Here is a 22,845-nt window from a genome sequence, read left to right as displayed (position 1 = left end):
GCCATACCTTGACGCACAAAAAAATAACCGCCTTGATGTGCTTCAAGAATTCCCTTTTGCTCCTGACCTGCATGGCGCTTGCCGGTTCATCCTTCGCACAGAAGAAGATCCAAAGACATATTGAAAAGATCGTCACGGCCCCCGACGCGCTGGCCCACCTCACGTTTCTTGCCGCCGACGAAATGCGCGGCCGCAACACGGGCTCGCCCGAGATCGACATCGCGGCCAACTATCTGAAGACCCAATTCATCCAAAATGGAATAGCCCCGGTGGAGGGTAACAACAACGGCTATTTCCAGGATTTTCCAATGGAGAAGATCATCCCGCCGGTAGCCGGGTCGCTCACGCTGGCCGGTACCGTGTTCGCCTGGAAAGATGACCTGGTGCAGTTGAACGGAGTAGGGGCCAACCTGCAAGGCGATGTCGTTTTTGTGGGCTATGGAAAACCCCAGGATTTTGAGACGTACGATGTTCGCGGCAAAATTGTAGTGGCGTTGGCCGGCTCGCCGGAAACGGTAAGACCGTTGCGCGCACTGCTGCGCGAGTCGCCACCAAAAAATAAACTGGCCGCTGCCCATGGAGCGCTGGCCTTGGTTGAGGTGATGGCCCTGCCGGGCATGCCATGGGCAGCCGTGCAAAGCTATTTTTCGGCCGACCGCATCGTACTGAAAAACGATCCGTCACAACCCCTTCCGCACGTCGTGTTGCGTAACAGCGAGTCGCCGGCACTAAAGGCATTTTTGGAATCGCGTCACGCCCAGGGTACGCTGGAAGTGAAAGGCATTCGGTCAAAGGCCATCCGTGGCCGAAATGTGGCCGGCATCATCCGGGGCACAGACGCCACCCTGGGCCAGCAATGGGTGGTGGTTAGCGCACACTACGACCACGTAGGGGTGAAGCACAACGACACGCCGGACTCCATCTACAACGGCGCCCGCGACAATGCTATCGGCACGGTGGCGCTACTGGAAGCGGCGCGCTTTCTGGGGCAGCATCCGCCAAAGCGATCGGTGTTGTTTGTGGCCTTTACGGCCGAGGAGAAGGGATTGTTGGGGAGTGAGTGGTATGTGAATCACCCACTGATGCCCCTGGAGAAAATGGTGTTTGATCTCAACTGCGACGGAGGTGGCTACAACGATACGAGTATCGCTACCGTTGTAGCCCTGAACCGCACATCAGTGGACAAGCAAATGCAGGAGGCTTGCGCGGCGTTCGGGTTGGGTTTGGGTGGCGATCCAGCGCCGGAACAAACGCTGTACGACCGCTCCGATAATGCCAGCTTCGCCATAAAAGGCGTGCCCGCCGCCAACCTGTCGCCGGGCGTGAAGACGTTTGATGAAGGATTGATGAAATACTATCACCAGCCGCCGGACGAAGTGGGCTCGCTGGACATGACCTACCTGGAGAAGTTTTTCAGGGCGTTTGTGCTGACGACATTCAGGATTGCCGATGATAAAGTTTTACCCGTTTGGATCAAGGGCGATAAATACGAAGAGGCAGGAAAGAAACTATACGGCGCACACTAGCGCATGGGCTTTTGCGCCAAGGGTTCCTTCTGAATCATTTTCAGGATGGCGTCGTGGATGAGTTCGGGGTTGCTCCAGGGCACGAAATGATCCATGTCGTCTTTGAATACAAACTCCACCGGCGCGTTCACCAACATTTTCTTAGCAAAGTCTGCATTGGCCGCGGGCACCAGCGAATCTTTTTTTCCTTGGATCACAATGACCGGACAAGTGATGTTGGACCACAGCGGGAGCATCTTTTCCAACTGGGGTTTCAATTGATAGATCTCTTCATTGGAAGCGCGGAAGGAGCGTGGCAAGATCCAGCTTAGGAAAGGCGTTGCCAACGGTGCACGGAACCAGGTTTCGTCCGGTTCCAATTCCGGATCGATCGAGCCCGCCACGATGATGAGCCCGTCCACCAGCGAAGGATAGTCGATGGCCATGCGTGCGATGAGCGGCCCGCCCAGCGAATGACCTACGAGGATGATGGGGCGATTTTTTTTGTATTCTTCCAATAGGGGTTTCAAGATCTCTCCTTGCTTTTGGAGGGACGTTTCGCCGTTTCCAAAATTGGAGTATCCAAATCCGGGCCGGTCGGCCGTGATCAAAAAAGCGTGATGGAGGAGGGCAGTGTCGGCCAGGAAGTCGATGAAAGCGCTGAGAGAACCCGGCGATCCGTGCACGAAAAGCACCAGCGGTTTTAGCGAATCGCCGGCGCAGACATAGTGCATGTTCCGGAAGCCGGCTTTATATGTGAGCTGTTTGGCAGTGACGTGTTTCTCTTTAAAGAAAGTATCGATCTCCTTGGAGTTCATCCGGAAGGTCATGCAGGAATGCGACACGATCATCACGGTCGCAAACAGGAACAGGAAGAACCAGCGCAATTTCCTTCCGATACCGAAGGCCATGACTATTGCAGGTTGAGAAGCTTTTTGTATTGGGCCGTGTTGTGCAGGAGCTCGGTCGCCTTGCGAATGTCATCGTCGTATTTAAAGCCTGCTTCGATGCCACCCTTTTCCAGGTGATAGTGGGAGGCGATCTCTTCTTCCAGCAACATTTTGATCTCGTCCTTGTACAAGTTGAGCTCGTTCTTTTTGCTGTCGGCAATGCGCGCCTGGATTTGTTCGAGCTGCGGTTTCAGATCGGTGTAGTATTTTTCCTTGTGGGCTTCTTCCGTGAATTGCTGGAGTTCGTATTCCAGGTACGATTTGTAGCTGTAGTTCTTATCCTTCATCCACACCACGAATTGCTGATATTCATCGTCCGACAAAGTAAACGTTTTGGCGTCGACGGCCTCGGCATGTTTGAAGGCGTATTGCGCGGCGAAGTCGAAGATGAAACCTTTTTCAAAGAGCACTTGCGTGAGCACGTGGGCTTCGTGGGCTTCGGTCTTGATGTCCGGGTCGATGCCACCGCCATCAAATACTGTACGGCCGGTGGCGGTCTTGAATGATTTTTTCAATGAATCGGGGATGGAGCCTACGCTGCCGTCTTCACGGCGGTGCGTGTAGTCCAACACCTGGATGCAGCGGCCGGTAGGGGTGTAGTATTTTGCTGTGGTCACCTTCAGTTGTGAATTGTAGGAAAGCGGGCGGCTCACTTGCACGAGTCCTTTGCCATAGGATTTCTCGCCGATGATCACGCCGCGGTCATAATCTTGTAACGTGCCGGCTACAATTTCAGAAGCCGAAGCGCTGCCGCGATTGATGAGAACACCCACCGGGATCTCTGTATCGACCGGTGCGTTCAGCGTTTCATAGTTCAAATTGTTTTCGGGAATTTTTCCTTTCGTGCTCACCACCAGCTTTCCCTTGGGGAGGAAGAGGTTGGTGATGTTGACGGCTTCGATGAGCAGACCGCCCGGGTTACCGCGCAGGTCCAGGATGGCCGCTTTGGCGCCCTGGTCTTTCAAAATGATGAGGGCGTTGCGCACTTCTTTTGCGGCGTCCGGTGTGAAGTCTGTCAATTGAATATAGCCGATGTCTTTGCCCACCATGCCATAGTAAGGCACGTTGTTCAGTTTGATCTTTTCGCGTTTAAATTCAAGGCGGATAAGTTTGTCGGCGCCCATGCGCTTCACGGTGAGGCTTACGGGTGTGCCCACCTGGCCTTTCATGAGTTGACCTGATTCTTCGCGGGAGAGTTTCGATAATTCTACGTCGTCGATCTTCACGACTTCATCGCCGATCTTGAGGCCACCGCGTTGCGCACCATAGCCCTCCATGAGCATGGTGACGATGGTTTTGTTGCCGATCTCGCGCGTGATGGCGCCGATGCCGCCGTATTGCCCGGTGTTGATGGTGCGGAAGTCTTCCACTTCATCTTCGGGAATGTAGTTGGTATAGGGATCCAGCGATGTGAGCATGGCGTCGATGCCGGTGCGCACGAGTTTGTTGGGATTGATCTCGTCGACGTACAACGCATTGACCTCTTTGAACAACGTGGCAAAAATGTCGAGGTTTTTGGCGATCTCGAAGTACCGTTCCGCCGGGCGCGTGGAGGCCAGAGCAAAACAGGTGGCGGCGAGAATGGAGAGGATGATGATTCTTTTTTTCGTTATCATACGGAGGCGGCACAAACTAAATCTACTACACGTAAAACCCGCAAATCAGGTTGATGCTGTTTTCGGAGAGGGAAAATTCAGCATTTAATTGGTAAAAATTGAAGGAATGTATGTTATTCTTTCGGTATTTTTAAAAATCACAGAAAAAACAAGACCCATGAAAAGAATTCCGTTACTCGCCGCGGTGCTTATCCTGTTTTTATACGCCTGCCGCCAGGAAAAGACCCCGGAACTGAAAACCGCCGAAAGCCAGGGCTTCACCTATTCCTACGTGCCCGACGACCCTTTGAAGGTAAGGATTTACACGCTAAAGAACGGTTTGAAAGTATACCTGAGCCAATATCCATCCGAACCCCGCATTCAAACCCAGATTGCCGTAAAGGCCGGGGGCAAAAACGACCCGGCATCGCACACGGGACTGGCCCATTACCTGGAACACATCATGTTCAAGGGTACCGCAGATTTCGGCACGATGAACTGGAAAGAAGAGGGAATCTATCTCGACAGCATCGAGCACATGTTCAATCACTATGGCACGCTGCAGGATTCGGTTGGTCGGGTCGCCTATTACAAGCTGATCGACCAGGTCTCTAACCAGGCGTCGAAGCTGGCCATCGCCAATGAATACGACAAAATGGTGAGCGAACTCGGCGCCACGGGCACCAATGCCTACACGACCGAAGACCGCACGGTCTACATCAACGACATTCCCTCCAACCAGCTCGACAACTGGGCGCAACTGGAAGCCAATCGTTTCCAAAAGATCGTGCCCCGACTTTTTCACACGGAACTGGAGGCGGTATACGAAGAAAAGAATCGCGGCCTGGACAACGACTACTGGAAAACGTATGAAGCGCTCTACGCCGCCATCTTCCCCAGCCATCCCTATGGCACGCAAACCGTGATCGGCACGATCGACCACTTGAAGAACCCGTCCATCACTGCCATCAAAGAATATTTCGATACCTACTACCGGCCCAACAACGTAGCGATCTGCCTGAGCGGCGACCTGGACTATGACAAGACCATTGCCACCCTCGACAAATATTTTGGCGGATGGAAGCCCAACGAGAAACTTCCCGAATGGAAGAAGATCGAAGAAGCGCCCATCACGACACCCATTGTGCGCGAAGTGCTGGGACCCGACGCCGAGTGGGTGACGCTGGCCTATCGCTTCAAAGGCCGGAACAGCGACGACTACCGGATGCTGACGCTCGTCAACAAGATCCTCAACAACGGGCAGGCCGGCCTGATGGATATCAACCTCAAGCAAAAACAAACCGTGCTGGAACCGCAAGCCTACGTCGACTACCTGAACGACTATTGCGTGCACGAGTTCACCGCCCGCCCCCGCGAAGGCCAGACGCTGGAAAATGTGCAGAAGTTGCTACAGGAACAGATCGAGTTGGTGAAGCAAGGTGCTTTTGAAGCCGACCTCATCGAGGCGGCGATCAACAATCTGAAAAAAGAAAAAGTAGAAAACTCCCAACAAAACTGGTCCCGGTCCGGCGATCTTGTGCTGGCCTTTACGAACGACATCCCGTGGCAGGACTTTGTAGGAGAGATCGACGCCATGCGCAAATACACCAAGGAAGACATCGTGAAATTTGCCAACGAGCATTATGCCAATAACTATGTTGTGGTGTATAAACGCACGGGCAAAGACCCGAACGCGCGCAAAGTAGAAAAGCCTTCCATCACCAAAGTGGCGCTGAACAAGGAAAACCGTTCGCCGTTTCACGAGACGTTGTTGAGCAATAAAGTAGAAAAGCTGCAGCCTGTATTTTTGGACTACGACAAAGACGTTCAAAAACTGAAGATGAACAAAGACGTGGAGGTGCTCTACACACCCAACACCGAGAACGACCTGTTCATGCTCTACTTCCTGTCGGACGTGGGCACCAACAACGACCCGCGCATGAAAGTGGCGGTGGAGTATTTGCAATACCTGGGCACCGAGACGATGCCCGCAGAGGACGTGCAAAAAGAGTTTTTCAAACTGGGTTGCAACTTTGGGGTGTATGCGGCCGAAGACCGGACCTATGTCTACCTGACCGGGCTAAACGAAAACATGGACAAGGCCCTGCAGCTTTTCGAAAAACTGCTCGCCCAACCTAAACCCGACGACGAAGCCCTGAAGAAATTGGTGGATGGCATTTTCAAGCAACGCGAAGACACCAAGAAAGACAAGAGCGCTATCATGTTCGGAGGCCTGATGAGCTATGGCCTGTATGGTCCCCAATCGTCGTTCACCAACGTGCTCAGCAACAAAGATCTGCGGGCCGTGACGTCGGGTGAATTGGTGTCGCTGATCCAGGACTTCACAAAAACACAGCATCGTGTGCTCTACTATGGCCCGAAGAAAACGGATGATCTCCTCACACTCCTGAACAAGGAACACGTCTTACCCGATCAATTGAAACCCCTGCCGCCAGCCGTCGAGTTTGCCATGACCGACGTGAAGAAGCCTTCTGTGTATTGGATCGATTACGACATGGTGCAGGAAGAGATCCTGTTCTTATCGAAGGGAGAGAAGTTCGATAAAGGCCGCATGCCCATCACCCAAATGTTTGACGAATATTTTGGCGGCAACATGAGCTCTCCCATCTTCCAGGAGCTGCGCGAAGCCCAGGGACTGGCCTATTCCGCATTTGCCTATTACGGCTCGGCCGATAAAGCTAGCGAGAACGACTTCTTCTATGCCTACATTGGCACACAAGCCGACAAGCAAGTCGAAGCCATGAAAGCGATGCGCAACCTTTTGACCGATTTCCCCAAAACGCAAAATGGTTTTGATGTAGCCCGCGATGCCATCGTGAGCCGCATCGAAAGCGAACGCATCAATAAATGGGAAATTCTTTTCAACTACGAGGAGGCCCGCAAACGCGGCCTTAACTACGACATCCGCAAAGACGTCTATGACCAAGCCCAAAAGTTCACTCTAGAGGATGTGACGAAATTCCAACAGCAATACATCAAAGGAAAGAATTTTAATGTGGTGCTGATCGGAGACAAAAGCAAAATCAAACTGAAAGACCTACAATCCTACGGCGAAGTGAAACAACTCTCCCTCGACGAAGTTTTTGGATACGAAAAAGTGCAGAAGATAAACGTAGAAAAACCAAATCAATAACCTCAATATTAAATAGCGAAGTCAACGCATGGATTCCCTTTGCGTTGACTTCGCTTGCCCGCCGACTTGCCCGTCGTAGCTTTAGCGAAGACGGGAGCTTTAGCGAAGGAGGGCGGTGAAAATGCGTTTCAGCTCCAAGCTCTCTTCAAAAAGCGCAACCAATTCCCATGCATTATCTTTTCAATATCCCCCGCCGAATATCCACGCTTGGCCAGCAAACCCGGGAACGTCTGTAAATCCGCAATCGTCTCGATATCGTAGGGACTCTGTTCCTTTCCATACCCTCCATCCAAGTCCGACCCGATTCCAATGTGGTCTGCGTTCCCCGCCAACTGACAGATATGATCCATATGATCGATGAGCACCTCCAAATTACAATTCGTACCCCGCGGCGTAGAAACCCCTCGCACCCAGTTCGGCACCATCATCCAGGCATCCATCACACCACCGATCACCGCACCCCGTGCGATGAGTTCTTTCAACTGGTCATCGCTGAACTGGCGGTTGTGATCTACAATAGCCCGGCAGTTGTGATGGCTGGCCCACACATGGCCGTTAAAATTATCCATCGCTTCGCGGAAGCTGTCGTCGCAAAGGTGCGTGGCGTCGAGGATGATGTTGAGGCGTTCCATTTCCTTTAACAACGCCTTGCCGGCAGCCCCCATGCCACCCGTGGCATTCGTGCCTTGCGCATATCTTCCAGGCCCGTAGTGCGCCGGGCCAACCGCGCGCAGCCCTTGTGCATAGGCGCGCTCCAGGTGTTTCAACGTGACGATGGAGTCGGCGCCTTCCAGGCTGCGGATATAGCCGATGGCCTTGTTGTTTTTTGGCGTGTTGTCGTTCCAGTACGCCACATGTTTTTCCAATTCACTCCACGTGGTAATCGGTTTTAATTCGCCGGCTTCTTCCATTTCCCGGTACCAAGCCAGTTGGGCTTGCGTTTGCGCCCAGGCCTGGGATGGAGAATTCCAGCCGGGAAGGGTATTGCCCGGGGCCACATAGCGCGCAATTTGTGTGGCGACCACCACGCCGATGTCTCCCTTGCGGAGTTCTTCGAAGTTCACCACGTTGTTGCCGCGGTCGGGTTTGTCGGTCATGCCTTGTTCGCGGGCCCGCATTTCGACAATGGGTCTCCGCAAGTCGCGGTTCCATTCCATAGCATTCATACTCAGGTCCAGGTGGGCGTCGATCGTAAACATGATTTGTTGGGATTTTTGTACTCAGATCAAACCGTGATCTTGCGGTTGCGCGATAAGGTGGTCCAATAGCCTTTAACCTGTTGATCTTCTACGAAGGCCACGCGGTCGTGTAGGGCGATGGTGGGACAAATGTGATAGGGCACGCCATACAAGACATCGCCTACCGCATACGCTCTTCCATCTTCAACTTTCAACACCATGTGCTCTTCGCTATGACCGGTGGGTTGCAAGGCGCCGCCATTGAGAAAGGTTACGCGGCTCGTCAACGGGTTTTCGGAAGCAATGGATTTGTGTCCCAGGTCAACGCAGATGATGCCCGGCGCCGGCTTCGAAATGACGCGGGTCACCACCAAGGCGGCAAATTTATAGTCTTGTTCTTTGAGGGTGTTGGCATAGCCAATATCCCAATAGATATACGTCCCCGGACTGCATTCGATCATCTTGCGCTTGGAATGGATCGAATAGGTGGGCGTGCCACCGGCGACGATGGTGAGTGTTTTGCCGCTTTCCTTCCGGATGTCCGCTTGCAATTTCTCCACGGAAGTAAAGGCTTCGTTGCAGCGCTGTGTACGGATGGACATATCGGGATCGCGCAGGTGCCCATCATAAGCATGCAAGCCGACGACGGCGATACCCTCAAACGCTTCGCAGGCCTTGAAGAGTGCGAGCGCGTCGGCCGGTGCAATCCCCGTACGGTTCATGCCCACGTTGAGGTCGATATAGACGGGGATGACTTTTTTTCGTTCCAGGAAAATATCCGAAAGCTGTTTGGCCGTTGTCGCATTATCGATCAGGCAACTGAAGGCAGTTTTTGGGAATCGCTGAACCAGTTCTGCCAGTCGCACGGCCTTAGGGCCAACGGGCTGATAGGCGAGCAACACGTCCGGTGCCCCCACGGTGCCGAGCATCTCGGCTTCCGAAATGGTGGCACACTTAAATTTCTTTATCCCCGCCGCCAGCATCATGGCGGTTACTTCCGCCGACTTATGTGTTTTCACATGCGGCCGCAACCGTTTCACATCGTCGATGCTGTTCACCAGGGTTTTGATATTGTCGATAACACGGTCCGGATACACGACCATCGCCGGTGTATCCAACTCGTCCGCGTTTTGAAGAACAAACCAATCCGTTTTCATACGCTACACCAGTTCAAACATGGCCTCAATTTCCACAGGAATATTATCCGGCAGCGACCCCATCCCCACGGCGCTGCGCACACCCACACCGTTCTCTTCACCCCAAACCTTGGCAAACAATTCGCTACAGCCGTTGATGACATAAGGATGCCGTTCAAAGTCGGACGTGCAATTCACCATACCCAAAACCTTGATCACCCGCTTGATCTTATTGAAGCTACCCAGGTTCTGCTTCAGCGTCGCCAAGATGGCAAGCCCCACCTGTTGCGCAGCGAGTTTGCCTTCCTCCATCGTCATATCCTTGCCAATGCGCCCAATGATCAGGCTTTTATCTTCCTTCACCGTACCATGACCGGATACGTAAACAAAATTACCCACGATCAAAAAAGGTTTGTAAACACCTAGTGGCGTGGGAGCAGGAGGCAGCGTGAGGCCAAGTTTTTCGAAATTCTGATCAGGCGAGGTTGTTGCAGACATAATGTGTTTTCAAGGTTAGAGAATGTTGTGGCCAAAAGTAATGAAATCAGCAGCAAGAATCCAGGAGGAGGGATGGTGTGTTGGAGCACACTATGATGGTGAACCGGAATGCGATAGGTACTTATAGATTGGGACGCTTTGTGATACCGGTTTTATTTGTGTATCGGGTCAAAAAACGTGTTGGTTGAACACCAACAATGGCGATGGCCGGAATCTTATTGATGCGAAGCATCAACAGGACGAATCCCTTGGCTTCCATTCCCACCTTTTCAAAGGACATCGTAACAAAGTTCATCCGCTATTAACTCCCCACTACCAAAATTACTGACTACTGACTACTGGCTACTGAATGCCGACTCCCAACTCCTGGCTCCTGGATTCTGACTCCTGGCTCCTGACTCAAATAATCGCATTCAAAATCATCACTCCAATCAATCCCGCGATCGCTACAATCGTTTCCATGATTGACCATGATTTTATCGTGTCCCGGATGCTGAGGCCGAAATATTCTTTGAAGAGCCAGAAGCCGGCGTCGTTCACGTGCGAGAACATGAGGCTGCCGGCTCCAATGGAGAGGACCATCAATTCGGGATTCACATCGGGCCGGCTCATGACGGGCATGATGATGCCCACGGCGGTGAGTCCGGCAACCGTTGCTGAACCTACGCATACGCGAATGAGACAGGCCATCGCCCATCCCAGCACAAGCGGATGTACATCGAGGCCGTTGAGCAGGTCGCCGATCTCTTGGCTGACGCCACTGTCGATGAGGATTTGTTTCAGGGAGCCCGCGCCGCCCATGATGAGGAGGAGCATGGCGATGTCTTTTACCGATTCGCCATAAATGTCCATGATGCGTTTCATGGGCATGTGCATGCGCAGGCCGAGTGTGTAGGTGGCCACGGCCAGGGAGAGGATCATGACGATGGCGGGGTCGCTAAGGAATGTCATGACGGTTTTGAGCGGTCCTTTTTCAGGCACGGCGCCGCTGGCAAAGGTGGTGAGCCCGAGCAGAAGAACCGGAAGCAGGGACGAGAAAATACTAACCCCCAGGCTGGGTAACTGGTCTTCGGGCAAAGTTTCCGACTTGAAGGTGCGCAACATCGGCGCGTGGATATTTTTCAAGGCCCTGGAAAACAACGGACCCGCTATGATGACGGTGGGTATCGCAATGAGCACGCCATACATCAACGTCTTTCCCATGTCGGCATGAAATGCGCCTACCAATGCGGCGGGAGAGGGGTGAGGCGGTAAGAAACCGTGTGTCACCGAGAGCGCGGCCAGCATGGGCACCCCGATGTAGACGACGGGCAGCTTGTATTTCTCCGCTACCGAGAAGATCAGGGGGATCACCAACACAAAACCCACGTTGTAAAACAGCGGGATGCCGATGATGAACCCGGTGATCATAAGCGCCCATTGAATATAACGCTCGCCAAAAAGTTTCATGAGCCCGGTGGCGATCTGTTGTGCCGCGCCGCTGTCGGCCGTGAGTTTGCCCAGCATGGCACCACAGGCGACGACGATGATGAGGGAGCCCAGCATGTCGCCCATACCTTTCTGAATGGACCCGGTGATCTTTGCCGGCTCGATCCCGAGCAGCAGTCCCGCCAGGATCGCGATCAGTAAAAAGGCCAGGAAGGCGTTGAGCTTGAGACGGGTGATGAAAAGAACCAGGAGCGCAATGCAAAACAGGATGATCAGTATAGACATGTACGTGCGGTCTTAGGGGTAAGATTAGGATTCGGACTTCAAATGAAATGTAAGTAAAAAATCCAATTGAACCGGTAGCGCAACCGGATGAATGCGCGGATCAGAATTTGTCCGGTATCTGAATGATGCGGACCACGATTTCATGCGGATCGCCATCCTTGTCCAACAGGCTGAATTTCACCATCGGGTTGTCGCGGCGGATGTTGCTCTCCACGTGGATCACCTGGTTGTCTTGGAGGTGTTTCTCCAGCTCTTTTTGAAGACTTTGAAGCGCATTGGCAAAATCCACTTCAAGCGGGCTGGGGTTGTAGGAGGTGGTCTTCATGATTTTTAAATCGGGTAGTTTAGCAGGTCAAAGCATGGGTCAGTAAGGGAATCATCACCACCGGAGCAAAGCAGAAGCCCAGGTGAAACCGCTGCCAAATGCAGCTAAACAAATTAAGTCATTTTCCTTGATTTTCCCTTCGGCCCAGGCCTCGCTCATGGCAATGGGAATGGAGGCGGCGGTGGTGTTGCCATAACGCATAATGTTGTTGTACACCTGGCTGTCGGTCAGGGCCAGCTTTTCTTGGATGTATTGGCTGATGCGCAAGTTGGCCTGGTGGGGCACCAGCAGGTTGATATCTTCCTTTTTGAGGTGGTTGGCGTCCAGCGCCTCGTTGATCACTTCCATAAAGCGCACCACGGCATGTTTGAACACCTGGTTGCCATTCATCACCACCTTGAACGTTGACGTGTCCGTGATCTGGTCGGGCTGCCGTTCGGCGTGGGGCCGGCTGCTGCCGGGGTCTTTCACATACAGCTCCTCGGCAAAGTTGCCGTCGCTGTGGAGGTGGGTGGAAAGGATGCCCGGTTTGTCGGAAGGCTGCAGGATGGCCGCTCCGGCGCCGTCGCCAAAGATCACGGCCGTGTTGCGTCCGCGCGTGGTGATGTCCAGGGCCGTGGATTGAATTTCAGCACCGATCACCAGGATGGTCTTGTACATGCCGCTCTTGATAAACTGGTCGGCTACCGAAAGGGCGTAGATGAACCCCGAGCAGGCGTTGCGTATGTCGAGGGCGCCGATGCGGCCGTCGAGACCCAGCTCGCGTTGCAGCAGCACGCCGCTGCCGGGGAAGAAATAGTCGGGGGTGATGGTGGCGAAGACGATGAAGTCGATATCCTTTTCGGTGAGCTTTGCGCGCGTCAGGGCCATGCGGGTGGCTTTGGCGGCCATGTTGGCAACGGTGTCCTTGGCGGGATCCATCCACCGGCGTTCCTGGATGCCCGTCCGCTCAATGATCCAGTCATTGTTGGTGTCCATGACGGTGGAAAGGTATTGGTTGGTGATGACGGTTTCGGGGACATGGTGGCCGAGGCCTACTATTTTTGAATAGCGCATTCGATTGTTTTTAGGGAACGCTAAGGTAACAAATGTTGCCTTAATGGCCCTGATCCGCCGGAAAGGAATTCCGGGGCTGTAGGCCCGGTTTCTTGGCCTTTGGACCCCGGGCGGCTTGTAAAATTGGAATGGCATAAAGAAATCAGAGTGGGCCAGCCCATGGTGTGCTGGTCGCGGATGCGTTTGAAATGGCGTGTGGTCTTTATGCGATGGTTGTGTCGGAAAACCAGGCGTTGTGGTTCATAAAGAATTTAATGATCTTCGTTGGTGTCCGTATGGATAGTTTTTGATCCTCTGAATTTCCGGTGGCCGTTGCTACAGGATGTATAAGATTTTTCAAACCGAATCTTCAGCCGGGATTAAACAACGCTTATGGATTTCATTACCTACTCCGCGAGACTGGATTATCTAGTTGACTTGGCCAGGAAAGACAACATTCCGTCACCCCATATTTTAGGAAAGAAGTTTGAATGCTCTGAACGAACCGTTCGCCGGATGATCAACGTCTTGCGCGACAAAGGTTTTGTGATCAAATACAACGCAAAAAAACAAAAGTATTCATGCACTGAATTGTAAACGGACAAATTTTGTCCGCGCGGTAATCTACCATTGCACAGCTGATGACCTTCCAGCATTTCAATTATTCTTAACCCCAAAAAAAGTATTATGAAAAGCATGGTAAAGATTTTTGTTTTCTCCCTGGTCACGGCAGTCCTGTTGGCTTCGTGTGATCCGAATGAAACGCAACCCTCTGATCCCGCCCGCTCGGATGCCGAAGGCGATCTCAAAGTAATGTTTGCCAGGTCACTGGCCAAAGCCGTAGCCTCCGAACCTGCGGTGAGACGCTTTCTGAAAGCGGAAGCGCAAAAGATGATGGATGAAGATTATGATATTGTTTATCACCTGGTGAAAGACACGCCACTGGACAACAATCACACCTTTCGCGAAACCTTATTGCCCTATTTTTCCTCGGAAGGAGATTTAGCAGCGCTGGAAGACAGGCTTCCGCTGCTGACCATTTTCGTGCCTACTTTACCGGAAGGTAGCTTTTCAGCCGAAAGCTGGGATGTAGAAAATCAAATCCCAGATGTAGCCATCCGGTTGCGGGGTACGAATGAAATTCCGATCGTGAAAGCTACCGGAGAACAAATGGTCCTTGAGCCCGCGCTTATTCCTGGGTATCCGGTCATTGTTGTTAAGAATAATGAGCGGTTGATCACGGAAAGACAATCCGGATATCACGACCTGCAAACGACGCGAATACTAAAAGCACCAAATGGTCTTTCCTACAGATTTGTCGATGATGGTTTTGATCGGTATCTGCCAAAGACTTCACCCAAGGAAGCCAGTGAGCTGAGACTCTTCCGACCTCATCAGAAACTGAAGGACGCATTTGATATTTACGGACCTGCCGATGGTTGGCAACGGGACTATATTTATTACGGCATCACACCGGCTAACCCCAACGGCCAATTTTCCTATGATTTTAAAGAGTACATCAGTTCCTTTTTGGTTGTGGGTGATGCCCTGACCGTCTACCGTAAAATGTCGGAGCAGACCGGGGATCCTGCGATTAAGTCGGGCAAAAGATCTTCAGGGTGGACGGATGGTTTTTTTGAGATCAGGTGTACGGCAGCAATTCACGCTCAAAATGGGGTCGGTGGTGAAATAAGAAGCAGTTTTCTTCGGACTGGCCCGAATTTATTTGATGTCACCTACAACACGAACAAAAGAGGGATATGGCCGTTTCGGTATACATATTATTCCATTGGATCTGTAACGGCAAAGCGGGTGTTGACCAACATGCCATTGGTGAATTGGGATCTGCAATCTTACGCTACCACGTTTAGAATCGATGTTGAAGAAGTTGATAATACAGAGATCATCCGGCAATCAAGAACTGAAGCCGTTGAGTTTGCAACTAATTTCGATGTTCAAGCTACGATTTTGAAAATAGGGTTAAAGTTTGGTGCCAGCATGAAAAAAACGGCTTCCAACACAATAGATATAACCACAACAATGGAGAGCGATGATCTGGGGCATGCCACGGTAAATTTCGCGGATAAAGTTTTGGTGGGGGGACCTGGAATTTTTACGGGACTGGGATATTATTTAACGCGGGAGTATTACAATGATATTTTTTCGATAAGCGTGGAGCCCAGAGTCGTTCAGTAGTGATGTGACATCAGTGTGGGCTAAAAGCAAGTTGATGTGAATGAAAAAAATTAAAAAAAATTTACTGTTCGTTGGGATGATCGCCGGTTGTATAGCCTGCCGGGACAACAACGTCAAGCCCGTGGAGCCTCCACCCTCCACTAGCCTTGACGGCATGTACGATGTTATCAGTATTACATGTGATTATCCCGTAGACCTGGACCGAGACGGTAACCCAAGCGTTGATTTACTGGCCGAGACACACGAGGCCGATCATGCATCACGCTATTATCTGGAACTCAATACCGAAATATATCATTGGGATCCAGATTACTACGATCAGCGAATTTTTTTATGGATCCCTTTTACGAACGTTTTTCACGACGACGCAGGCAACTTTCTGGAGGTGAAATACGGCTTTACAAATCTCCTGGCTAAATATCGATACAATGAAACAACCCACCAGGTCACTATTTTAGGAAACCTTGGAGGTGGTGAAGTTACGGGTGCCCAGGTGATCTCCGATGATAGCGTCGAAATATACTTTACCGCCTCCTTTTTCACACGCCAGGGCTGGGAGGTTTTGCCCCTGAAAGGGGTTTATAAACGAAGACCATGAAGATTGATACAATTGGTTGAAGACTTTCGTGTCTGTCAAAGTTGTCGTCTAAAATGACGGATGGCGTAGCTATAAACTTTTGAATATGCCAACGATAAATTGAAGCGAATGAAAAAATTGAGTGGGAGATTTTTGCTGTCGGTTGGGATAGTTGCTGGCTGTGTAGCATGCCAGGATAACGACGTCAAGCCCGTGGAGGCTCCTCCCTCCACCAAGCTTGATGGAACATATGACGTTATCAGCATTACCTGCGACTATCCTATCGATCTGGACCGGGATGGCAACCCAAGTTTTGATTTGCTCGCAGAAACGCACGAAGCCAGCCATACATCACGCTACTATCTGGAATTCAAAACCGAAATATATGATCGGGATCCGGATCCGGACTTTTATGATCAAGAGATCGATCTATGGATTCCATTCACGAACGTTTTTAAAGACGCGTCCGGCGACTTTCTGGATGTGAAATACGGCTTCACAAATTTGCTGGCAAGATACCGATACGACGAAACAACCGGCAACGTGTCTATCCTGAGGAATCTCGGAAACGGCGAAGTTGTGAGCGGCCACGTGATTTCAGAAGATACCCTCTCTATGCAATTCAAAGCCTACTTTTATTCCACGAAAGGGTGGGAGACACTGCCGCTCAATGGAATTTATAAGCGAAGGCCCTGATAAGACAAAAAAAAGTTGCCCGAAATCTCGCTACAGACATCACGCCTGGAAAAGATCCTCGAACAACTTTTCATTCATCGGTGGCGGTTCCAACCAATATCTAAACCCTCTCACCGTGAATTGACTTTACAAAAATCTTTATACAAAGATTTGAGATCGCTAATCTCTGGTCGGTTTGCCATCGGAACCGAAATGGTAGGTTCTCATTTTTCCGCCATTTTGGATTTGAAGGATGTAATGGTTGTTGCGCTTGTCTTTATAGAGCGTTCCATCTTCCCAGCCCTGGTATTCCGGGGCCTGCAAAGTACGCTTCAACGACCCTGGGAGATCGGAGGCCTCTAAAGGGATCAAGTGCTTTGTGTCGATCTGGGTTTTTGACGGATCGTTGGCGTTCTGACTTTCCTGTGGCTGAGGCGCTACTTGCGGCGTGCTTTGCTGCGGCGTGCTGCTTTGGGGTGTGCTGGTGGTGTCCACTTGGGCGTAGGTAAGGGCCGACGCCAGGAGCAATCCTGCTCCCGATAACATGAGTTTTTTCATGGCGTTATTTTTTTAAGTTTTGCATTCCCGTTGCGTTATCACCCACAAAAAAGTGCCGGTATTTAAACCTTGAATACCGTGCGTCGTGGATGTGTTTTTATAGGTTGTCGTAGATCAATTAAGCATTCTGTTGAATATTCTCCACATCAAAGAGCGGTCCACTATTGCACCGGCGTCTTCTGCAAGACGGCCATCAGTTCTTTTTCGTTGGTGAGGTCCAGCCGCAGGGGGGTGATGGAAACCAATCCTTTGTCTATCGCCCAGCGATCGGTGCCTTCCTCGGCGTCTTCCAGGGGCACCACCGTGAACCAATAGTGCTTGCGGCCCATGGGGTCGGTGCCGGGCACGATCCTGCCATCGTATTGCTGCACGGCCTGGCGTGTCCATTGAATGCCGGTTGGATGGGGAGGGAAGTTCACGTTTGCCAGCGTGAGGTTGGGATTCTCCAACAGCAGGCCCAGCACTTTCTCGACGTAGGGCTCCAGCGTCTTGAAATCGGGTTCGGTTTTGCCGACGGGAGTGCTCAGCGCGATGCCCTTCATGCCCAACAAGGCCGCTTGTTTTGCACCGGCCAGCGTGCCCGAATGCCACATCGAATTGCCCAGGTTCGGTCCCATGTTGATGCCCGACAACACCACGTCGGTTTGGGCCCACAAGTGCGAGCCTAGCGCGACGCAATCGGCGGGTGTGCCGTTTACGCGGTACGCCTCCAGCCCTTCGAAGGTCACAGGCGATTTTTTATAGAACAGCGGGCGGGAAGCTGTAATGGCATGCCCCATAGACGACTGCTCCACATCGGGAGCAACCACCCTAACCTCGCCGAAACGTGCCGCAATCCGCGCCAGCGCCGCAATGCCCGGGCTGTAAATGCCGTCGTCGTTTGTTACCAAAATGCGCATGATCGGTGATCATTTTTGCGTGAACCTGTTTCTACACCGGTATTGGCATGCAATTATCTTCCCACAATTTGACAAACAGACCTATCCATGAAATTTGTTGAGCTGATTCATAACCCAAAAGCCGGAGAAGGAGAAAATACGATGGCCGACATCGTTACCCTCCTGAAAGAAGAAGGTTACGACTGTGGTTATTCTTCCACACCGGAGTTGGAGGAGGGCAAGAAATTCACCAGGGAAGCAGACCTGGTGGTCATTGCCGGCGGCGACGGCACGGTCCGCAAAACGGCCACCTACCTGATGGGCAGCCGTCTGCCCCTGGCCATCCTCCCCATGGGCACCGCCAACAACATTGCGCAAACCCTGGCCATCAAGGGCGGCTACCGTAACATCATCCGCCATTGGGCAAACAGCAAAAAGGTTTCTTTCGACGTGGGTAAGCTGGACGGGCTGAAAAAGGAACGCTTCTTCCTGGAAGGACTCGGCTTTGGCGTGTTTCCAAAACTGATGGATGAAATACGCGACCAGAAGAGAAACAACGGCACCCCCGAAGAAAACATGCGTACAGCCCTGGAGTTGCTCCGTGAGATCGTGCTCACCTACAAAGCAAGAACCTGCACCATCGAAATAGACGATGCGCATTACACGGGCACCTACATTTTGGTGGAGGTCATGAACATCAGCTCGATCGGTCCCAACCTCATGCTGGTGCCATATGCCAACCCGGGCGACGGCGAATTTGAAGTGGTGCTCATCGCCGAATCGCAGCGCGACCAGTTTGCCGAATACCTGCAACGCAAGATGCGCGGCGTGGAAGAGCCGGTGTTCTTCAATATACTCAAAGCAAAACAACTGAAAATAGTGTGGGGCGGAAAACGTGTCCACGTCGACGACGCCTCCATCAGCCTGGACGGGCCGACCGAAATAGACATCACCCTTCAACCCGGGGGGCTGTCTTTTTTGGCGGGAGAAGAATATGGCATCGATAAAGCAAAATGAACCGCTAAACAACGGCATTATGGAAGAGAAGAAGATCGAAAGGGACAACAACATCCTTTGGTATAAAGATGCGATCATCTACGAACTGCACATCAAAGCTTTTCGCGATACCAATGGCGACGGCATCGGCGACTTTGGCGGCCTGCTGGAAAAACTCGACTACCTCAAAGACCTCGGCGTCACCGCCATCTGGGTACTTCCGTTTTATCCCTCGCCTCTGAAAGACGATGGCTACGATATCGCCGACTACTACAGCATCAACCCCGCCTATGGCGACCTGGACCAATTCAAACTCTTCCTGAAAGAAGCACACGACCGCGACCTGAAAGTGATCACCGAACTGGTTATCAACCACACCTCCGACCACCATCCCTGGTTCCAACGCGCGCGTCTTGCTCCAAAAGGCTCACGCCATCGCGACTATTATGTCTGGACGGACGATCCCACACAATACAAGGACGTTCGCATCATTTTCCAGGACTTCGAAGTGTCCAACTGGACGTGGGATCCGGCCGCACAACAATTCTATTGGCACCGCTTTTTTTATCACCAGCCCGATCTGAACTACGACAACCCGATGGTGCAGGAAGAAGTGTTCAAGATCATCGACTATTGGTGTGGGATGGGTGTTGATGGCTTCCGCCTCGATGCCGTGCCCTACCTCTTCGAACGCGAGGGCACCAACGGCGAGAACCTGGAAGAGACGCATGACTTCCTGAAAAAACTCCGCGCCCACGTAGACGAATACTATCCCGGCACCTTGCTGCTCGCCGAAGCCAACATGTGGCCCGAAGACTCGGCGTCTTACTTTGGCGAGGGCGACGAATGCCAGATGAACTATCACTTCCCCCTCATGCCCCGCATGTTCATGGCCTTGCAAACCGAAGACCGCTATCCCATCACCGACATCTTCGAACAAACCCCCGCCATACCCGACAACTGCCAGTGGGCCATCTTCCTGCGCAACCACGACGAGCTCACCCTCGAGATGGTGACCGACGAAGAGCGCGACTACATGTATCGCGTCTATGTGAAAGACCCCAAGGCCCGCATCAACCTCGGCATCCGCCACCGCCTCGCTCCCTTGATGGCCAACAACCGGAACAAGATCGAGCTGTTGAACTACCTGCTCTTCTCCCTGCCCGGCACGCCCGTTATTTACTATGGCGACGAGATCGGGATGGGCGACAATTTTTACCTGGGCGACCGCGACGGTGTGCGCACCCCCATGCAGTGGTCGTCGCAAAGAAATGCCGGCTTCTCAGAGACCAACCCACACCAGCTTTATTTACCCGTGATCCTCGACCCGGACTATCACTACGAGTCCGTGAACGTCGAGATCCAAAGCAAGAACACTTCGTCGCTGCTGTGGTGGATGAAGCGCCTCATCAACAAGCGAAAACAATACAAAGCGTTTAGTCACGGTGATTTGAAATTCATCCACTGTGAAAATCCGAAAATACTGGCCTTCGTCCGCCAACACCAGGAAGAGGCGATCCTCGTGATTGTGAACCTTTCGCGCTACATCCAACCGGCCGAGCTCGACTTACAGGACTTCCGCGGCTATGTGCCGAAGGAGATCTTTAGCAACAATAAGTTTCCTTCCATAAAAGACGACGGCAACTATTTCTTCACCATGGGGGCGCACGCCTGCCTCTGGTATGCGCTGGAATTGGCCCACCCCAACATCGACCGCAAGATCGCCTTGCCTCATGTCAAAGTGAAGGCCTGGGCCGACCTCACGCACAGGCCCATGCAAGAATATCTTTCCGAAAAAGTCCTGCCCGACTACATCATGAAGATGCGGTGGTTCGGCGGCAAGGCCCGCATCGTGGAGAACTTCCGCATCGTGAACCAGGCGTCGGTGCCGCTGAAGGAGCACGGCATCATTGTGTGGTTGATCGAAGTGACCTATCAATCCGGGCTGGCCGATTTATATCAACTGCCGGTCGCTTTTGGAAAGGATGTCTTTGCCGCGAAACTAAAGGACGGTTGCCCACAATCCATCATCTGCACGCTCACCGTGCACGGCGAGGAGGGTGTTTTGTATGATGCCATCTATGGCTTCGAGTGGCAGGAAATGATCTTTAAGAACCTGGCGGCAAGCCATTCGCTGTCGTGGAAGGAGGGCGCGCTGCGGTTCACGGGCAACGACGCCCTGCACCTGTACGCGTCCACCCTAAACCAACTGAAACCCCGCGTGCTCGGGGTGGAGCAAAGCAATACCTCCATCATCTACGACAACCGTTTTTTCCTGAAGCTCTACCGCAAGGTAGACCGCGCCGTCAACCCCGACGTCGAAATTTCACAATACCTTGGCGACACCGTGAATTTCAAAAACGTGCCCGCCTTTGCCGGCAAGATCGAATGGCGCATTGGCAAAGACATGATCGTGTTGGCCATGATGCAGGAAATGGTGGAAAGCAACAGCGATGCCTGGGCCTACATGCTGGACCGCCTCGACGACTTCAATGAAAAGGTGCTCACCGAAAGTGAAGGCACGTTCCTGCCGCCCATGGAAGGAAATCTTTACCACCCGCTGTCGTACGAGGAAGTGCCCAAGGAAATGCAACAGTTCATCGAAGGTGCCGTGGCCGAACGGGTGATGCTGCTGGGTGTGCGCACAGCCGAAATGCACCTGGCGCTGGCACGCGAAACGTCCGATCCCGATTTCAAACCCGAGCCCTATTCGCTGCATTATCAACGTTCGCTGTTTTCAGGGTTGCAGACCCTGGTGCGCGCCACCTTCCAAAGCCAGCAACGCCAGCTTGACACCTTGGCGCCGGAAGTCCGGCAGCAGGCGGAAGCGGTGTTGGCGCGGAAGGGTGAGATCATGGAGACCTTTCGGGGCATCTATAAGAAGAAGATCGATGTGATGAAGATCCGTATCCATGGCGACTTCCATCTAGGTCAGGTGTTGTTCACCGGTCGCGATTTTGTGATCACCGACTTTGAAGGCGAACCCGCCCGCAGCTTTGGTGAACGAAGGCTGAAACGGTCGCCGCTGCGCGATGTCGCCGGCATGATCCGGTCCTTCCACTACGCCGCCTATGGAAGCTTGTTCCTCGACAACCAGATCCGTAAAGAAGATCACGCCCTGCTCATCCCGTATGTGGAGCAATGGTATCACTATGTCAGCGGATTTTTTATGAAAGCCTATCAGGAAACCGTAAAGGGAGCGCCGTTCATGCCGGCCCACCCCGAAGACTTGAAGATCCTGATGACCACGTTTCTTTTGGAAAAGGCCATCTATGAATTGAACTACGAAATGAACAATCGCCCCGATTGGCTGATCATTCCCCTCCAGGGCATCCAGGAGATTCTGCACGACGCCGACGAAAACAGGGTGCCGGCCGAAGAACCGGTGGAAGCCGACTATTAGTCGATCGCAGAATGGGGGAGAAGCTTGGAGAAAGGACTAGGAACAGTACTTCTGGCACACCGTCCGTATTTCCTGCAACACCAGGGGGTGATCGGTCACAGGAAGGTAGGTGTTGGCATCCCGCATTTGTTTGATGAGGGAAGCATAATGTACGAGGTCCAACGTGGAAATTTGCAATTCCTTGAGGTCCCGTTTCAGGAATTCAAGTTTGATGGGACTTAATGTAGCGACATTGAAATTTTGTTCCAGGAAAGGGACAAGCGTAGACCCCAGCAGAAAACCCGAGATAAGACTATCCCTGGATTCGCGGATACTGTCAATAATTTTTTCGATCGAGACCTTAGAATGCTCCTGAACCTGGTGATTGTTTTCCATTGATCGTGTAAGGTGTTACAATGATAAAAAGAAAAATGTACAAGTCATCTACAGGAACAGAGTTGCAGAAGCTGAATTAAATTTGTATGGTGGATAAA

At 52.2% G+C, this 22,845-nt stretch carries 18 protein-coding genes; 7 read left to right on the top strand and 11 right to left on the bottom strand.

The features are described from left to right. Positions 1 to 35 precede the first annotated feature (35 nt). On the top strand, positions 36 to 1,526 hold the full coding sequence (locus tag D4L85_RS28805) for a M28 family peptidase (RefSeq protein ID WP_160144068.1): 1,491 nt from the start codon (positions 36 to 38) through the stop codon (positions 1,524 to 1,526). Here D4L85_RS28805 and D4L85_RS28800 read toward each other — a convergent pair. Beyond that, positions 1,523 to 2,416 carry an alpha/beta fold hydrolase gene (locus tag D4L85_RS28800; RefSeq protein ID WP_119757564.1) on the bottom strand — a complete coding sequence of 298 codons (894 nt, stop codon included), beginning with the start codon at positions 2,414 to 2,416 and terminating at the stop codon, positions 1,523 to 1,525. The two genes, D4L85_RS28805 and D4L85_RS28800, sit on opposite strands and share 4 nt — an antisense overlap. Before the next feature lie 2 nt (positions 2,417 to 2,418). Then, positions 2,419 to 4,071, bottom strand: coding sequence for a S41 family peptidase (locus tag D4L85_RS28795; protein WP_119757562.1), 1,653 nt, complete (start codon positions 4,069 to 4,071; stop codon positions 2,419 to 2,421). 157 nt (positions 4,072 to 4,228) lie between these two features. Here D4L85_RS28795 and D4L85_RS28790 point away from each other — a divergent pair, with 157 nt between their 5' ends. After that, the gene (locus tag D4L85_RS28790; protein ID WP_160144067.1) at positions 4,229 to 7,204 is read left to right on the top strand and encodes a M16 family metallopeptidase; all 2,976 of its coding nucleotides are present in this window, start codon (positions 4,229 to 4,231) and stop codon (positions 7,202 to 7,204) included. A gap of 128 nt (positions 7,205 to 7,332) precedes the next feature. Here the strand turns inward: D4L85_RS28790 and D4L85_RS28785 are convergent, their stop codons facing one another. The 6 genes from D4L85_RS28785 to D4L85_RS28760 form a co-directional block, all read right to left on the bottom strand. Beyond that, positions 7,333 to 8,403: a dipeptidase gene (locus D4L85_RS28785; RefSeq protein ID WP_119757558.1), complete on the bottom strand. Its 1,071-nt coding sequence runs from the start codon at positions 8,401 to 8,403 to the stop codon at positions 7,333 to 7,335. Positions 8,404 to 8,429: 26 nt separating this feature from the next. Next, positions 8,430 to 9,539 (bottom strand): D-TA family PLP-dependent enzyme, encoded by a 1,110-nt coding sequence (locus D4L85_RS28780; RefSeq protein ID WP_119757556.1) that lies wholly within the window; start codon positions 9,537 to 9,539, stop codon positions 8,430 to 8,432. A gap of 3 nt (positions 9,540 to 9,542) precedes the next feature. Then, entirely contained in the window at positions 9,543 to 10,016 is a 474-nt protein-coding gene (locus D4L85_RS28775; protein WP_174236174.1) for a RidA family protein, read from the bottom strand. 399 nt (positions 10,017 to 10,415) lie between these two features. Continuing rightward, positions 10,416 to 11,729 carry a gluconate:H+ symporter gene (locus D4L85_RS28770; RefSeq protein ID WP_119757552.1) on the bottom strand — a complete coding sequence of 438 codons (1,314 nt, stop codon included), beginning with the start codon at positions 11,727 to 11,729 and terminating at the stop codon, positions 10,416 to 10,418. Positions 11,730 to 11,829: 100 nt separating this feature from the next. Next, positions 11,830 to 12,054, bottom strand: a complete 225-nt coding sequence (locus tag D4L85_RS28765; protein ID WP_119757550.1) for a hypothetical protein — start codon at positions 12,052 to 12,054, stop codon at positions 11,830 to 11,832. Positions 12,055 to 12,108: 54 nt separating this feature from the next. Beyond that, positions 12,109 to 13,110 carry a 3-oxoacyl-ACP synthase III family protein gene (locus D4L85_RS28760; RefSeq protein ID WP_119757548.1) on the bottom strand — a complete coding sequence of 334 codons (1,002 nt, stop codon included), beginning with the start codon at positions 13,108 to 13,110 and terminating at the stop codon, positions 12,109 to 12,111. Positions 13,111 to 13,776: 666 nt separating this feature from the next. Here D4L85_RS28760 and D4L85_RS28750 point away from each other — a divergent pair. The 3 genes from D4L85_RS28750 (at position 13,777) to D4L85_RS28740 (ending at position 16,558) form a co-directional block, all read left to right on the top strand. Next, positions 13,777 to 15,285 (top strand): hypothetical protein, encoded by a 1,509-nt coding sequence (locus D4L85_RS28750; RefSeq protein WP_119757545.1) that lies wholly within the window; start codon positions 13,777 to 13,779, stop codon positions 15,283 to 15,285. A gap of 40 nt (positions 15,286 to 15,325) precedes the next feature. After that, a complete protein-coding gene (locus tag D4L85_RS28745) occupies positions 15,326 to 15,883 on the top strand; it encodes a hypothetical protein (protein ID WP_119757544.1) in 558 nt (185 codons plus the stop codon). Between the two features lie 108 nt (positions 15,884 to 15,991). After that, positions 15,992 to 16,558, top strand: a complete 567-nt coding sequence (locus D4L85_RS28740; RefSeq protein WP_119757542.1) for a hypothetical protein — start codon at positions 15,992 to 15,994, stop codon at positions 16,556 to 16,558. A 159-nt stretch (positions 16,559 to 16,717) separates the two neighbouring features. On the opposite strand, the gene D4L85_RS28735 is transcribed toward D4L85_RS28740, so the two are convergent. Both D4L85_RS28735 and surE read right to left on the bottom strand, forming a co-directional pair. After that, entirely contained in the window at positions 16,718 to 17,095 is a 378-nt protein-coding gene (locus D4L85_RS28735; RefSeq protein ID WP_119757541.1) for a hypothetical protein, read from the bottom strand. Between the two features lie 161 nt (positions 17,096 to 17,256). After that, entirely contained in the window at positions 17,257 to 17,994 is a 738-nt protein-coding gene (gene surE / locus D4L85_RS28730) for a 5'/3'-nucleotidase SurE (RefSeq protein ID WP_119757539.1), read from the bottom strand. An 87-nt stretch (positions 17,995 to 18,081) separates the two neighbouring features. Here surE and D4L85_RS28725 point away from each other — a divergent pair, with 87 nt between their 5' ends. Continuing rightward, positions 18,082 to 18,990, top strand: a complete 909-nt coding sequence (locus D4L85_RS28725; RefSeq protein WP_119757537.1) for a diacylglycerol/lipid kinase family protein — start codon at positions 18,082 to 18,084, stop codon at positions 18,988 to 18,990. Between the two features lie 19 nt (positions 18,991 to 19,009). Then, the gene (gene treS / locus D4L85_RS28720) at positions 19,010 to 22,372 is read left to right on the top strand and encodes a maltose alpha-D-glucosyltransferase (RefSeq protein ID WP_119758987.1); all 3,363 of its coding nucleotides are present in this window, start codon (positions 19,010 to 19,012) and stop codon (positions 22,370 to 22,372) included. A gap of 36 nt (positions 22,373 to 22,408) precedes the next feature. On the opposite strand, the gene D4L85_RS28715 is transcribed toward treS, so the two are convergent. Continuing rightward, entirely contained in the window at positions 22,409 to 22,747 is a 339-nt protein-coding gene (locus D4L85_RS28715) for a hypothetical protein (protein WP_119757536.1), read from the bottom strand. Positions 22,748 to 22,845 lie beyond the last annotated feature (98 nt).

It is taken from the genome of Chryseolinea soli, assembly GCF_003589925.1.
GTDB classification, from domain to species: domain Bacteria; phylum Bacteroidota; class Bacteroidia; order Cytophagales; family Cyclobacteriaceae; genus Chryseolinea; species Chryseolinea soli.
Note: the sequence above shows the minus strand (reverse complement) of the source record. Positions and strands in the feature narration are given on the sequence as shown.

What these genes read in the sequence shown, in the direction of transcription:
- D4L85_RS28805 (WP_160144068.1), top strand. Translation starts at nt 36, where the DNA reads ATGTGCTTCAAGAATTCCCTTTTGCTCCTGACCTGCATGGCGCTTGCC.
- D4L85_RS28800 (WP_119757564.1), bottom strand. Translation starts at nt 2,416, where the DNA reads ATGGCCTTCGGTATCGGAAGGAAATTGCGCTGGTTCTTCCTGTTCCTG.
- D4L85_RS28795 (WP_119757562.1), bottom strand. Translation starts at nt 4,071, where the DNA reads ATGATAACGAAAAAAAGAATCATCATCCTCTCCATTCTCGCCGCCACC.
- D4L85_RS28790 (WP_160144067.1), top strand. Translation starts at nt 4,229, where the DNA reads ATGAAAAGAATTCCGTTACTCGCCGCGGTGCTTATCCTGTTTTTATAC.
- D4L85_RS28785 (WP_119757558.1), bottom strand. Translation starts at nt 8,403, where the DNA reads ATGTTTACGATCGACGCCCACCTGGACCTGAGTATGAATGCTATGGAA.
- D4L85_RS28780 (WP_119757556.1), bottom strand. Translation starts at nt 9,539, where the DNA reads ATGAAAACGGATTGGTTTGTTCTTCAAAACGCGGACGAGTTGGATACA.
- D4L85_RS28775 (WP_174236174.1), bottom strand. Translation starts at nt 10,016, where the DNA reads ATGTCTGCAACAACCTCGCCTGATCAGAATTTCGAAAAACTTGGCCTC.
- D4L85_RS28770 (WP_119757552.1), bottom strand. Translation starts at nt 11,729, where the DNA reads ATGTCTATACTGATCATCCTGTTTTGCATTGCGCTCCTGGTTCTTTTC.
- D4L85_RS28765 (WP_119757550.1), bottom strand. Translation starts at nt 12,054, where the DNA reads ATGAAGACCACCTCCTACAACCCCAGCCCGCTTGAAGTGGATTTTGCC.
- D4L85_RS28760 (WP_119757548.1), bottom strand. Translation starts at nt 13,110, where the DNA reads ATGCGCTATTCAAAAATAGTAGGCCTCGGCCACCATGTCCCCGAAACC.
- D4L85_RS28750 (WP_119757545.1), top strand. Translation starts at nt 13,777, where the DNA reads ATGAAAAGCATGGTAAAGATTTTTGTTTTCTCCCTGGTCACGGCAGTC.
- D4L85_RS28745 (WP_119757544.1), top strand. Translation starts at nt 15,326, where the DNA reads ATGAAAAAAATTAAAAAAAATTTACTGTTCGTTGGGATGATCGCCGGT.
- D4L85_RS28740 (WP_119757542.1), top strand. Translation starts at nt 15,992, where the DNA reads ATGAAAAAATTGAGTGGGAGATTTTTGCTGTCGGTTGGGATAGTTGCT.
- D4L85_RS28735 (WP_119757541.1), bottom strand. Translation starts at nt 17,095, where the DNA reads ATGAAAAAACTCATGTTATCGGGAGCAGGATTGCTCCTGGCGTCGGCC.
- surE (WP_119757539.1), bottom strand. Translation starts at nt 17,994, where the DNA reads ATGCGCATTTTGGTAACAAACGACGACGGCATTTACAGCCCGGGCATT.
- D4L85_RS28725 (WP_119757537.1), top strand. Translation starts at nt 18,082, where the DNA reads ATGAAATTTGTTGAGCTGATTCATAACCCAAAAGCCGGAGAAGGAGAA.
- treS (WP_119758987.1), top strand. Translation starts at nt 19,010, where the DNA reads ATGGAAGAGAAGAAGATCGAAAGGGACAACAACATCCTTTGGTATAAA.
- D4L85_RS28715 (WP_119757536.1), bottom strand. Translation starts at nt 22,747, where the DNA reads ATGGAAAACAATCACCAGGTTCAGGAGCATTCTAAGGTCTCGATCGAA.